Genomic DNA, 13,878 nt, shown 5'->3' on the forward strand with positions numbered 1-13,878 from the left:
TGTTGTTATTCATGATATTAAGGGTGAAAAATTAAGCGCCATCGCGGTTGATGCTGAACTCAACTGATGACCATCGAAAACCCGAGTGCCATTGACCCAGGTGGAGAGAATCTGTGAACTAAAAGTATGACCATCAAAGGGTGTCCAGCCACAGAGGTAGCGACTCGCGGCATGCGAGGCCTGGGTGACACCCGCGGGGTTAATCAGCACTAGGTCAGCGAAGTAGCCCTCCCGCAGGAAGCCGCGATCGACAACGCCATAACGCAGCGCTGGATTATGCGCGGTTTTTTCGGCTACCTGTGTGATGGTCATACGCCGCTGCTGTACATGATCGAGCAGGCTTAACAGGGCATGCTCGACTAACGGTAATCCCGCCGGTGCTTGCGGATACTGTTGCTGCTTTTCCGCCCATATGTGGGGGGCATGATCGGTGGCGATAATATCGATTTGACCACTATGCAGTGCCTTAATCAACGCACTGCGATCATGGCTTGTCTTGATCGACGGGTTACATTTAATCAGATTTCCCTGGGTCGAATAATCGTCATCGGTAAACCAGAGATGGTGAACACAGGCCTCGGCGGTAATCGATTTGCCTGTGATGGGGCCCGCGTCAAACAGGCTGAGTTCCTCGGCGGTGCTGATATGCAATACATGTAATTGACTGCCATAACGCCGAGCTAACCCCACGGCATAAGATGACGATGCATAGCAGGCTTCCGTTGAACGGATAAGCGGATGATCGTTAATCTTAGCATCGCGACCTGAACGATTATAACTATCAAGATTGCGCTGAATGACCGGTCCGCTTTCGCAATGAGTCACAATCAGTACGGGGCTCTCGCTGAAGATCGCTTCGAGGGCTTGCGGGGCTTCTACCAGTAGGTCACCGGTGGAGGCTCCCATAAACACTTTTACACCGCAATGTCGTGATGGATCCAGTCGTTTGATCTGTTCCAGATTATGCTGAGTGGCACCCAGATAAAACGCATAGTTAGCCACAGCGCTTTGCTCCGCTAGGCGATACTTATGTTCTAAGGCGGAGATTGACGTGGTTGACGGATTGACGTTAGGCATCTCCATAAAGCTGGTGATGCCTCCAGCAACGGCAGCGCGGGATTCACTGGCAATATTGCCTTTGTGCGTCATCCCGGGTTCTCGGAAATGTACCTGATCATCGATCATTCCCGGGAGTAACCAGCAGCCAGCGGCATCGATAACCTCATCCTTGGCTGTGGCGGGGATCTCCTGTGCTATCTGCTCGATACGCAGGTTAGCGATGCGTAAATCAGCGATAAATTCGACACCCTCATTAACCAGCGTCGCTTGCTTAATCAAAGTCGTTTTCATGGCGGATTGGCATCCCCAATAACCCTAACCTGTTGTTGTTCAGGTTCCACCGCGAAATAGAAACAGGCGGGGCGGCCGGTATGACAGGCGGCCCCTTGCTGTTCTACCTGACAAAGAATGACATCACCATCGCAATCGAATGACATCGAGATCAGTTTCTGGCGATGTCCGCTGCTGGCGCCTTTTTCCCACAAACGATGACGACTGCGAGACCAGTACACCATACGCCCTGTGTGCAGGGTTTTATGCAATGCTTCCCGATTCATCCAGGCTTGCATCAATACCGTTTTGCTTGAGCAATCCTGAGCGATGACCGGAATCAGCCCCTGTTCATTAAAACACAGATTATCCACCACCTGAGCTAGGGGGAGTCTGTGATCATGGGCACTGTTCTCCAGTCGCTGAAAAAACGCCTTGCTCATATACTTATTGCTCCTGTCATTAATAACCTCTGTCGCGTTGTTATGGACGTTAGAACTCCTTGATAAAACACGTTATAACATAACATTAATTTTGATAGTTGTAACAAAAATGTCAGGTGTGGGTATGAATGCGGTAGTGAGGGAAGTGAGTTAGGTGAGTGGAATAGGGGGCGGCGGCCCGAGTGATGTCTCAGGGTTATTGCCTGAAGTGATGACAAAAATTTATCAAGAATCGATCAATCTGATGGTGTTACAGGGCACGCTGACAAACGATATATCTGATTATTGTCACCGGCTGATTGAAAGCAAACCGAATTTTAATCTTCGCCTGACTATTAACCCTAATAAAGTCGCCGTGTCACTCAGCCCCTCACTGCCGGTCTCGACCAATCAATCGGCCTTTATCGATGACTTGGTACTGTTACTGGAGATGTATGCCCGTTTGTTTGACCTAGATGAGGTGGGTGTCAGATTGCAGGTGCTGGATCGTGCTATGTGTCCCCGTTTTCATATTGATCAATGAGGTTGTCGTCTGGTCAGTACCTATCAGGGGCTGGGAACCGAATGGCTGTCTAACCATGATGTCGATCGCAGTAAGCTGGGCCGTGAAAATGGAGGATTGAGTGATCACGAGTCGGGGCTGTTTTCTCACTCGGCCTGTATTCAGCAGGCTAAGCCGAGGGGATATTGTGCTGCTAAAAGGCGAAGGCTGGTATGGTAATGATGGTTTGGGTGCGGTGCACTGTTCACCGGCGATTAGCGGGGCTGAAAAACGTCTCGTTGTTACTTTCGATTTTGCGTGAGAATACATCAACAAGCGGTTAGGGAAGGCGCGAATAAGTCAATTACGCCTCTGGCTGACAGAGAATATAACGGACTTATTCGCACCTTCCTTAGTCAGCTCGGAGAGATCATTCAATACGCGTTGCTTTTAATCGGCGCGCCTCTTTTTGTTGAAGAGGGTGTGTGATGTGGATGACAAGTTAACGCTAACTCATTCAAGAATGATTCAGCACGTCTGGCGGCTTGTCTGTGACTATGATGTTATTATGCTTTCCCTCGTAAGCAATGCCGTTACATCGAGGTTGTTAAGCTACGAGGTTCTAAACGACGAGCGTCTAGGTTACGAGGCTCTAGGCGACGAGATTTTATGCGATGAGCGATCAAATCACTCGCGCGCTTTTGTCTATCTGCTTCGCAGTATATGCCGTTGCTAAATCATTAGACTCTGTTCGCTATCTGTTGGCTAATATAGCTGAACTTTAAAGGGGACTCGGGTAGAATATGCCCCCTTTTGTCGGTTGAGCGCAGCTTGTGCGGTTAGCCTTAGCTAAATTATTGAGTGTTAGGTTAACGTTTTTCTATGCAGGTTAAAGATTTTCATTTCGATCTACCCGATGAGCTGATTGCCCGCTATCCGTTGGAAAAGCGTAGCGATAGCCGGTTGTTTTGTGTCGATGGTAATAGTGGTGCATTCGAACATCGGCAATTTTTCGATGTGTTGGAATTGTTACAACCCGGCGATTTAGTGGTATTTAACAACACCCGGGTGATTCCCGCGCGTATGTTCGGCGAAAAAGCCTCGGGCGGTAAGATCGAAGTACTGATTGAACGGGTGTTGGATGAGCGTTCGGCGCTGGCACATATTCGTTCGAGTCGTTCACCGAAGCCCGGTGCCGAATTAACCCTCGATGGTGGCTTGAAAGCGACCATGGTGAGACGTCATGATGATCTGTTCGAGTTGGAATTTGATCTGACAGAAGGCCATCTCATCGATGCCTTAGAGCAGTTTGGCCATATGCCGTTGCCACCGTATATGAAACGTGAAGACGAATTGTCGGATCGCGAACGCTATCAGACGGTGTATAACGAAAAGCCCGGTGCGGTGGCTGCGCCGACAGCGGGTTTGCATTTTGATGATGCGTTACTGCAGCGTTTGGCAGACAAGGGTGTCAATCAAGCGTTTGTTACCCTCCATGTGGGGGCCGGCACTTTTCGGCCGGTGAAAGTCGATAATATTCAGGATCACAAGATGCATGCTGAATATATTGAGGTGTCTGACGAAGTATGTCAGGCGGTGCGTGAAACCAAAGCTCGGGGTAATCGAGTATTGGCCGTGGGTACCACCTCGGTTCGCTGTCTGGAAACGGCCAGTCAGGGAGGCGAGATTGAGCCTTTCTTCGGCGATACCGATATCTTTATCTTCCCCGGTTATGAATTTCGCACGGTGGATCTGTTAATTACTAACTTTCACCTGCCCGAATCAACCCTGTTGATGTTGGTGTCTGCCTTTGCCGGATATGAGCATATGATGGCCGCTTATCAGGAGGCCGTGAAACAACGCTATCGCTTCTTTAGTTATGGGGATGCGATGTTCTTGAGTAAGCAATCGTTGAAATAAGCCCGCTTCGATGCTGGTTTTATGTAATAGCCTAGGCGGATAAGACAAACGAAGGGTGGCTAAGCGGTGGAAATACCGCAAGCGGCCTTTAATTTAGCTAATTAAGCCTTATATAGAGATGAGATAGCCGCTCCCTTGGCGTAACCCAAGTGGAGACATTGATTTAGGAACGCTTGTGACCAGAGAATGTTTTATGAAGTTTGAGCGCTTGGCGACCGATGGTAAAGCACGTCGGGCCCGCTTAAGCTTTCCCCGTGGCGATGTAGAAACACCCGCGTTTATGCCGGTGGGTACTTATGGTTCGGTTAAGGGGATGCTGCCGAAAGATATTGAGGCGATTGGGGCGCAGATTATTCTGGGGAACACCTTTCACCTGATGCTGCGTCCTGGCACCGAAGTGATTAAGGCGCATGGAGATCTGCATGACTTTATGAACTGGAAAGGGCCGATTTTGACCGATTCCGGTGGTTTTCAGGTGTTTAGCCTGGGCGCGATGCGCAAGATCACCGAAGCCGGTGTGCATTTTCAATCCCCGGTAAACGGCTCGAAAGTCTTTATGGGGCCGGAAGAATCGATGCAGGTACAGCGCGATTTGGGCTCTGATATTGTGATGATCTTCGATGAGTGTACGCCATACCCAGCGACAGAGGTTGAAGCGGCTGAATCAATGCGGCTTTCACTACGCTGGGCTAAGCGTTCTAAGGCGGCTCACGGTGATAGTCCTTCTGCACTGTTTGGTATCGTGCAAGGCGGCATGTTCCCTCATCTGCGGGATGAGTCGATCGAAGGGCTAAATGAAATCGGCTTTGATGGGTATGCCATTGGCGGCCTATCCGTCGGCGAGCCGAAAGACGAGATGGTGAAAGTCTTGGATCATCTGGCGTATAAAATGCCGGAAGATAAACCACGCTATCTGATGGGTGTGGGTAAGCCGGAAGATATCGTTGAAGGTGTGCGTCGCGGTGTGGATATGTTTGACTGCGTGATGCCGACCCGCAATGCGCGTAACGGCCATCTATTTACCCGCCACGGTGTGGTAAAGCTGCGTAATTCGGCGAATAAAACCGATACTCGTCCGTTAGATGAGCAGTGCAGTTGCTATACCTGTCAGAACTTTAGTCGTGCCTATTTACATCACCTGGATAAATGTAAAGAGATCGTTGGTTCTCAGCTGAATACGATCCACAACCTACATTATTATCAGGAGCTTATGGCTGGATTGCGTCAGGCCATTGAACAGGGTAAATTGGACGACTTTGTCGAACAGTTCTATCAGCTTAAGGGGATGGATGTTCCGCCGCTTAATGTTGACGTTTAATTTTATTTTTTTACTTTTTAAATAATAGGAGAAGCCTTAATGAGCTTGTTAATCTCTTCAGCACATGCTGCAGATGCTGCCGGTCCGGGTGGTTTAGATCCAAGTATGTTCAACCTGATCTTTCTAGTTGGCTTCGGTGTTATTTTCTACATGTTTATGTGGCGCCCACAAGCTAAGCGTGCCAAAGAACATAAAGCCTTACTCGGTGGTCTGACAAAGGGTGATGAAGTGATCACTGCTGGTGGCCTGATTGGTAAAGTGGTTCGTTTGAATGAAGATTACGTGGTACTGAGCGTAAACGACACGACTGAACTGACGTTCCAAAAGACGCATGTGAGTGCTGCGTTGCCAAAAGGCACGATTAAACAGATCTAAGCATCAACGCTTAATAAAACGCCACTCTCGTGGCGTTTTTTGATGTGAAACCAGGTCGCTTCAACGAACTTGGTTTTATTAACCGTTTAAATCTAAATACTGTTGTCCAGTGCGGTGTGCATTACTCGTTAAATGTACCTACCCATACTGGGCTAGTTAGGGACAGAGCGCCATGCTCAATAAATATCCACTGTGGAAAAACGTGCTGGTCGTGCTGATATTGCTGATCGGCGGTATCTACGCTGCGCCTAACCTCTATCCTGATGATTATGCTGTGCAACTTTCCGGTAGCCGAGAAGCGAATATCGTTAATCAGCCGTTGCTGGATCAGGTAAAGCAGGCGTTGCAGCAGGCTGAGGTGAGTGTTAAAAGTGATGAGCTGACCGATAAAGGCGGGTTGATCCGCTTTAATGACAGCCGTAGTCAGCTAGAGGCGAAAGAAATTATCAGTCGGACGCTGGGTGATAGTTATGTTGTGGCGCTAAACCTAGCACCAACAACGCCGGAATGGCTGAGATCATTAGGGGCTGGCCCGATGAAGTTGGGGCTGGATCTGCGCGGCGGCGTACACTTCCTGTTGGAAGTGGATATGGTGTCTGCCGTGGCGCAACGCCTAGATGTCTATGTCAGCGAGATCAAAACCAAGCTGCGAGCTGAGAAGTTACGCTATCGCTCGGTCGATCATCGTGAAGATGGTAGCCTAGAGTTGAAGTTCTCAACGGCGGTTGTCCGTGATCAGGCCGAGAGCCTGTTACGTAAGGATTACACCGAGTTTCTGATTAATAATGATGACAAGGACGGGGCTTTCTATGTCACTGTTAATCTGGCTGAGAGTAAAGTCCGCGAGATCGAAGACTATGCGATTAAGCAAAACTTAACCACCCTGCGTAACCGAGTGAACGAGTTGGGCGTTGCCGAACCGTTAGTGCAGCGTCAAGGGCGTAACCGTATCGTTGTTCAGTTACCGGGTATTCAAGATGCGGCAGCGGCGAAACGGATTATCGGTAAGACGGCCAACCTTGAGTTCCGTCTAGAGGCGACCACCGATGCCTCACGGGCGACCACCGAGACCTATGCGTTCCGGGATCAAAGCCGTGAAGCAACGCTCGAAAAAGACATTATCATTACCGGCTCTAGCGTCTCGAATGCGCAGTCATCCTTTGATGAGAATGGTCAGCCACAGGTAAATATCTCGCTGGACGCCAAAGGTGGTCAGATGATGAACCGTACCACACGTAATGCGATTCAGCGGCGCATGGCGGTACTGTTTGTCGAGCATAAAAGCCGTACGCTCTACGACACCGTTGATGGTGAGCAAGTCGCTAAGCGTATTCCCTATGTTGAGAAGCGGATTATCTCACTGGCGACGATTCAGAGTGTCTTGGGGGCGAGCTTCCGGATTACCGGTTTGGATAGCGCTACCGAGTCTTCTGAGCTGGCCTTGTTGCTACGCGCAGGAGCACTGGCGGCACCGATCTACTTTGTTGAAGAGCGGACGGTTGGTCCAAGCCTCGGTGAGCAAAACATTGAACTGGGTATGATGTCGGTACAGATCGGCTTTGCCTGTGTGTTGCTGTTTATGGTGGCCTATTACCGCGTGTTCGGCCTGCTGGCTAATATCGCGCTGACGTTTAACCTGATGATGCTGTTGGCGGTCATGTCGATTCTATCGGCCACCCTAACGCTGCCGGGTATTGCCGGTATCGTGCTGACCGTGGGTATGGCGGTGGATGCAAACGTGTTGATCTTCTCGCGAATACGGGAAGAGCTTAAAAATGGACTGCCGGCGCAATCGGCGATCAATGCGGGATTCGATCGAGCCTTCTCAACCATTTTTGATGCCAATATCACTACCTTATTGGCAGCGGTTATTCTGTTTGCGATGGGCTCCGGGCCGGTGAAAGGGTTCGCGATTACCCTGTCGGTGGGTATTTTGACCTCCATGTTCACCGCGATTCTAGTGACCCGGATGTTGGTTAATCTGGTTTACGGCGGTCGTGCGCTGAAAAAACTGTCGATTTGACGGAGTAGAGTACGATGACGACTGAAAAAATCTATAACTTTATGAGGCTGCGCAAGCTAGCCGCTGCTTTATCGATTGCTCTATTGCTGATTTCGATAGCATCATTGGCGATTAACGGATTGAAATTTGGTTTGGATTTCACCGGTGGTTCGCTGATTGAGGTGGGTTATCAACAGGAACCGGATCTAAACAGTATTCGTGATAAGTTGCAGAACGCGGGTTATGACGATGCGGTAGTTCAAACCTTCGGTTCGCCGGTGGATATCCTTATTCGGATGGGGGTCGCGCATGATCCGGAACTCGGTGATCATGTGTTGCAAGCCTTACAAAGCGGTGAAGCCCAGGAATTAACCTTGCGGCGTAACGAGTTTGTCGGTGCACAGGTGGGTGAAGAGCTGCGTGAACAGGGCGGCTTAGGCATGTTGCTGGCGCTGTTTATGGTCATGGTGTACGTGGCTTTCCGCTTTCAGCTGAAGTTCTCGATCGGTGCGGTGGCCGCATTGGCGCATGATGTACTGATTGTGCTGGGCTTCTTCTCGCTGCTTCAGTTGGATTTCGATCTGACGGTGTTAGCGGCGATTTTGGCGGTGATTGGTTACTCGTTGAACGATACCATTGTGGTGTCTGACCGCATTCGGGAAAACTACCGTAAGCTGCGTAAGGGTGATGCACTGGAGATTATGAATGTCTCTTTGAGTCAGACGTTGGGGCGGACGTTGGTTACTTCGTTGACGACCTTATTGGTATTGGTTGCCTTGGCTGTGTTTGGCGGTGAGATGATCTTTGGTTTTGCGGTGGCGCTGTTGGTCGGCGTTGGTGTGGGTACCTATTCCTCCATCTATGTGGCGGCTAATGTGTTGGTCATGCTGGGTCTGTGTAAAGAGGATCTATTGCCGCCAGAAAAACCTGAAGGCGAAGAAGTCGACGAGATGCCCTAGTGGCATTGCGAGTCTAAGCGTTGATAGCGAGGCAATGTGCCTCAGCTAATAAAAAAACCGCGAACATTGCTCGCGGTTTTTTATTGCCTATCGTTAATGGCTGCGTATTTGGATTATGTTTTGAGCCTCACTCAATGTGATATCTCAGTGATATGCTATCAGCGTCGATAGAGTGACTCGGCGGTTATTGACGGCGGCGGGCCTGATCTTTGGTTTGACGTTTATGGTGCGCGAGAACGTGATTGAGCGTTTAGCTGGCATTTCTATTTCTGCGTATGATGTGGGCTCGGCAAAACGTTCCAGATTGAGGTATGGTTGGAGTATAGTTACTCAAAACCTACAAGCAGAAGATAATGAATGTCTGAGCCAAAAAAATTATCCACAGACCCACAGGCCGACCGCGAAGCGGAAAAGTATGAATCGCCCATTGCCAGCCGAGAGCTGATTATGACGCTGTTGGCTGAGCAGGGCGAACCTCTGACGCGACCGCAGCTCGAAGCGCTACTCGATCTGACCGATGAAGACCAATCTGAGGCGTTGCGACGTCGTTTGCGCGCCATGGAGCGCGATGGTCAATTAATGCGTAACCGTAAAGCGCAATACGTACTGCTGAGTAAGCTTGATCTAGTGGCGGGGCGAGTCATGGGTCATCGGGATGGTTTTGGTTTTATGATTCCAGATGAAGGGGGTGAAGATATCTTTCTCTCCGCCCGAGAAATGCGGCAGGTATTCGATGGTGATCGAGTGCTGGTACGCGCCACTGGGGAAGATCGTAAAGGCCGACTGGAAGGCGCTATTGTTGAGGTGCTCGAACGTAAAACCCGTAAACTGGTAGGTCGGTTTCATGGTCATAACGGGTTTGGTTATATGACGCCCGAAAATCAGCGGATCAATAATGATATTCAGATTTTGCCTGATCCTGACGGACAATTGAGCTATAAACAGGGGCAATTGGTGGTGGTCGAGTTGATTACGCCACCCTCCAAGCGTGCCAAAGCCACGGCGCGAGTCACCGAAGTATTGGGTGATCATATGGCGCCGGGGATGGAGATTAAGGTTGCCATCCATAACTATGATATCCCCAACGAATGGAGCGATACGATACGGCAAGAGGTGAGTGAGTTTGGCCCCGACGTGCCGGATTCAGCCCTCGCGAATCGGGTTGATCTTCGCGACCTACCGTTAGTGACTATCGATGGTGAAGATGCGAAAGACTTTGATGATGCGGTGTACTGTGAGCCGATTCGTTCTGGTGGCTGGCGCTTATGGGTGGCGATCGCCGATGTATCGGCCTATGTTCATCCGGGTAGTCCGTTGGATATTGAGGCGCATCTACGCGGTAATTCGGTCTATTTTCCCGAATTTGTCGTGCCGATGTTACCGGAGATACTGTCCAACGGGTTGTGCTCTTTGAACCCAGATGTTAATCGTTTAGCGATGGTCTGTGAGATGACCATTAGCGATGCGGGAAAATTAAAAGATTATCATTTTTATGAAGCCGTGATTCGTTCTAAGGCACGGCTAACCTATACCAAGGTTGGGGCTATGCTGGAACAGCCTGATTCCGAGCAGGGCATTGCGATGCGACAGCAATATGCTGAGGTATTGCCGCATATTATCGACCTGCATGATCTCTACTTTTCCCTGCGTCGAGCGCGTGAAGAACGTGGTGCGATTGATTTTGATACCACCGAAACCCGTATCCTGTTTAGTGAAGAGCGTAAGATCGAGAAGATTGTGCCGGTGGTGCGTAACGATGCCCATAAGATTATTGAGGAGTGTATGCTCTGTGCGAATGTCGCGGCCGCGAGTTTACTGCAAAAACTAAAACAGCCGGCACTGTTTCGTGTACATGATGGTCCGAAAGATTCAAAACTACAGACACTGCGTTCTTATCTCGGGCCATTAGGGCTGAGTTTAGGAGGCGGTGATGAGCCCACGCCACCGGATTATCAAGCCCTATCGGAATCGTTAGAAGGACGAGCCGATAAGCATGTAATTCAAATCATGATGCTACGATCTATGTCTCAGGCGGTTTACAGCCCCGAGCATAAGGGGCACTTTGGGTTGCATTATGAGGCCTATGCTCACTTTACCTCACCGATTCGTCGTTATCCTGATCTGTTAGTGCATCGCGCGATACGCGGCTTGATACACTCCGAGAGTAACAGCCCGCATATTACTCGGCCGACAGGATTTAAGCTCGATAAGCGTTTTATGCATCGTTATACCTTGGGGCAAATGGTCGAATTGGGTGAACACTGTTCGATGACCGAACGACGTGCCGATGATGCCACCCGCGATGTTATGTCTTGGCTCAAATGTGAATATATGCAGGATTGCGTCGGTGACGAGTTCAGTGGTGTGATCTCGGCCGTCACAGGCTTTGGTGTGTTTGTTGAACTAGAAGAGGTATATGTTGAGGGCTTAATTCATATTTCCGCACTGCCGGGCGATTACTATCATTATGATGCGAGTCTGCAGCGCTTGTATGGCGAGCGCAGCGGTAAATCGTTCCGTCTAGGTGATCGGCTGCAGGTGGTGGTCGCTAGAGTGGATCTCGATGATCGTAAAATCGATTTTGACCTGGTGAAAAGGCTGCAAGCGGGGGATACTGCGGATAGTGACGCATCGCAACCGGAACCTAAACGTTTGAGTAAACGTGAACTGTTACGACAGGGTAAACTGTCCTTGGCTGAATTAGAGAGCCGGCAGCGACGCAAGCCCTCCGGGGGGCGATCATCGGCTAAAATTAGCTCGACTAAATCGGCAGGGGCTAAGCCCAGTGGCCGATCTGCTGATTCGTCTGAGCGTAAACGATCTCGGCAGGGAGCCGCTGAATCGGCTGCGCCAAGGGGGAAATCTGAACAGCGTAAAGCCGATCATAGTAGCCGTAAGCGTGGGGCAGAAGCGAAACCAGGTAAGGCAACACGGCAAAAGCTTGAGGCAAAACCTGAGAGTCGAGGCGCCAAATTAAGTGATGCCGAGCAAGAAGTGAATCGGCTATCCAGAAAACCGGCTAAAGGGCTTAGTAATCGAGCGAAAAAGCGTAAATTGAAAAAGCTGCGGGGTAAGCGCAGCAGTCAATAAGAGTCTAAACGGCTGCCATCAGACGGTTGATGCGTTTGACTTAGCGTAGGTATTGTCAGCGGATTAAGGCAGATATCATCACTGATGATATCTGCCTTTTTTGTTTTTATAAGCCAGCGGGAATGAGGTTGAATGTTGGTTTTAGCGCCTTGTCGAATCTCGTTTTTGAGGCTGAAGCGTCTCTTAAAATTCAAAAAATACCCATAATGAGTAGTTTTTTTCTTATATTAGAGAACGTTAATTTATTGTTTTTATTGATTTTTATTTTAAATGTATGATTTTTAAGGATTTGCTTTTTATGTTTTAGAAGGAGCGGCTATTGACAATTTATTTATTTGAACTGAGGTTAAAAATTGATCATACTGCGGGGAGGACAAAAAGAATTTTATGCTGTTATACACACTAATAATTAAATATAGCATCGGATGCTGACTCTCCTGTTAGGTTGCCAGAGAGAGGCCTCAAGATGAGGACTAGGGGGGAACCATGGAAAATAAAAATATCCCCCGTGCTATTGTTAGCGCGGGTTTTTGTGCTTTATTGCTTTCTACGGCGCCGGTTCATGCCGAGGACTTGATGGATGTATGGCAAGTCGCCGAAGAGAACGATACGAAATACCTTTCTGCCTACCATAAATATCGCGCCGATCAAGAAATTATCAATCTAAGTCGTGCCGATCTACTGCCCACTATCTCACTTCAATACGAACATACAGAAACTAGCAAAACCATTAATGAGTCGGATAATGCTGTGTTTTATGGTAATTCTGCTGATTACCCCACCGATACTTATAGTTTGACACTGACTCAATCAATCTTCGATTATTCCCGCTGGCAGCGTTACGATCAATCCAAAATCAGCGCTAATCGAGCCGAGGTTGAATATACGTTATCTAAACAGCAGTTATTATTACGCCTGTCAGAAAGCTACTTTTTAGTGCTTGAACGGATTGATCAGTTGGAAGCCGTTGAAGCTGAAAAGAAAGCGATGCTTAAACATTTAGAAGTATCTGAAAAGAAGCATAAAACGGGGCTCGTTAGAACCGTTGATTTACAGGACGCCTCGGCGCGTTACTTGAATGCCTTGAGTAAAGAGGTTGAATTGCAGAGTCGTCTAATGGATAGCCGCTATGCGTTGCGGGAATCGTTGGGCACAATTCCAGGAGAGTTATCTCGGTTACGTACGGATATTCAACTTGAGATGCCGATGCCTGCCGATCCTGAAGAGTGGGTTCGACTCGCCGCCAAGAATAATCCCGAATTACACGCCCTCAATCTATCTTTAGATGAAGCCAACAAAGAGATCAATGCCTTACGCGGCGGTCACTATCCCACTCTCGACTTTGTATTAACTCACGGTAATGAAGTGATAGAAGGGTCGCCATTTGGTGGTGGCAGTGATATCGATACGACTGAGATGTCAGTGCAGTTGAATATACCCTTATATTCTGGTGGCAAAACATCTGCCAAGTTACGTCAAGCCATCGAAAAACGTAGCAGTGTGCTGGAGGATCGCAACGATAAACAGCGCTCTGTTGAACGTTCAGCCCATGATGCTTATTACCGTATCAATGAGGCCATTGTGCAAATCGGTGCGCTAGAAAAGTCTCTGCAAGCACAGGAAGGACGTTTGAAGTCGAAGTCGGCAGGGTATCGTGGTGGTCAAAATAGCCTTGTCGAGGTGCTTGATGTTGAGCAAGACCTTTCTGATGCAAGGCAGGCTTTAATTAAGGCTCGTTACGATTATGTGCTTAATGTTTTACGACTGAAGTTTGCGGTGGGTGCTTTACAGGAAGAAGACCTAGCGACCATCAATAACTGGCTGATTCGTGAAGCGTCATAACAGATATATCCGTATCTCTCTTTATCTCGCATTGCCATAACGGCTACCCAGGAATTAACTGAAAAAAGTGTATTGTTTCGTTGCTTTTTTCAAATGAAAAAAATCATTGGATGAAAATT

Annotated in this window: 10 protein-coding genes and 1 pseudogene; 9 read left to right on the forward strand and 2 right to left on the reverse strand. The window is 48.9% G+C overall.

Annotated features, from left to right (window positions below; translation table 11 throughout):
* Positions 1 to 9: 9 nt before the first annotated feature.
* Both Q4488_RS08500 and hisI read right to left on the reverse strand, forming a co-directional pair.
* Positions 10 to 1,350, reverse strand: coding sequence for a dihydroorotase (locus Q4488_RS08500; protein ID WP_303580045.1), 1,341 nt, complete (start codon positions 1,348 to 1,350; stop codon positions 10 to 12).
* Complete coding sequence (hisI, locus tag Q4488_RS08505) at positions 1,347 to 1,772, reverse strand: phosphoribosyl-AMP cyclohydrolase (protein ID WP_303580046.1); 426 nt, start codon at positions 1,770 to 1,772, stop codon at positions 1,347 to 1,349. The genes Q4488_RS08500 and hisI overlap by 4 nt, the downstream gene beginning before the upstream one ends.
* Before the next feature lie 244 nt (positions 1,773 to 2,016).
* On the opposite strand from hisI, the pseudogene Q4488_RS08510 reads away from it, so the two are divergent.
* The 9 genes and pseudogenes from Q4488_RS08510 to Q4488_RS08550 form a co-directional block, all read left to right on the forward strand.
* Positions 2,017 to 2,361 (forward strand): annotated as a pseudogene (locus Q4488_RS08510) (DUF1826 domain-containing protein); the annotation flags it as partial.
* A 34-nt stretch (positions 2,362 to 2,395) separates the two neighbouring features.
* Complete coding sequence (locus tag Q4488_RS08515; protein ID WP_303580047.1) at positions 2,396 to 2,575, forward strand: DUF1826 domain-containing protein; 180 nt, start codon at positions 2,396 to 2,398, stop codon at positions 2,573 to 2,575.
* Between the two features lie 560 nt (positions 2,576 to 3,135).
* The gene (gene queA / locus Q4488_RS08520; RefSeq protein WP_303580048.1) at positions 3,136 to 4,173 is read left to right on the forward strand and encodes a tRNA preQ1(34) S-adenosylmethionine ribosyltransferase-isomerase QueA; all 1,038 of its coding nucleotides are present in this window, start codon (positions 3,136 to 3,138) and stop codon (positions 4,171 to 4,173) included.
* A 193-nt stretch (positions 4,174 to 4,366) separates the two neighbouring features.
* Entirely contained in the window at positions 4,367 to 5,491 is a 1,125-nt protein-coding gene (gene tgt / locus Q4488_RS08525; RefSeq protein ID WP_303580049.1) for a tRNA guanosine(34) transglycosylase Tgt, read from the forward strand.
* Positions 5,492 to 5,530: 39 nt separating this feature from the next.
* Entirely contained in the window at positions 5,531 to 5,866 is a 336-nt protein-coding gene (yajC, locus tag Q4488_RS08530; RefSeq protein ID WP_303580050.1) for a preprotein translocase subunit YajC, read from the forward strand.
* Between the two features lie 172 nt (positions 5,867 to 6,038).
* Positions 6,039 to 7,889, forward strand: coding sequence for a protein translocase subunit SecD (secD, locus tag Q4488_RS08535; protein WP_303580051.1), 1,851 nt, complete (start codon positions 6,039 to 6,041; stop codon positions 7,887 to 7,889).
* A gap of 14 nt (positions 7,890 to 7,903) precedes the next feature.
* A complete protein-coding gene (secF, locus tag Q4488_RS08540; protein WP_303580052.1) occupies positions 7,904 to 8,827 on the forward strand; it encodes a protein translocase subunit SecF in 924 nt (307 codons plus the stop codon).
* A 357-nt stretch (positions 8,828 to 9,184) separates the two neighbouring features.
* On the forward strand, positions 9,185 to 11,917 hold the full coding sequence (gene rnr, locus Q4488_RS08545) for a ribonuclease R (RefSeq protein ID WP_303580053.1): 2,733 nt from the start codon (positions 9,185 to 9,187) through the stop codon (positions 11,915 to 11,917).
* Between the two features lie 486 nt (positions 11,918 to 12,403).
* Positions 12,404 to 13,759 (forward strand): TolC family outer membrane protein, encoded by a 1,356-nt coding sequence (locus tag Q4488_RS08550; protein WP_303580054.1) that lies wholly within the window; start codon positions 12,404 to 12,406, stop codon positions 13,757 to 13,759.
* The last annotated feature ends 119 nt before the right edge of the window (positions 13,760 to 13,878 follow it).

This window comes from Amphritea sp. 1_MG-2023 (genome assembly GCF_030547545.1).
In the GTDB taxonomy this organism is placed as follows: domain Bacteria; phylum Pseudomonadota; class Gammaproteobacteria; order Pseudomonadales; family Balneatricaceae; genus Amphritea.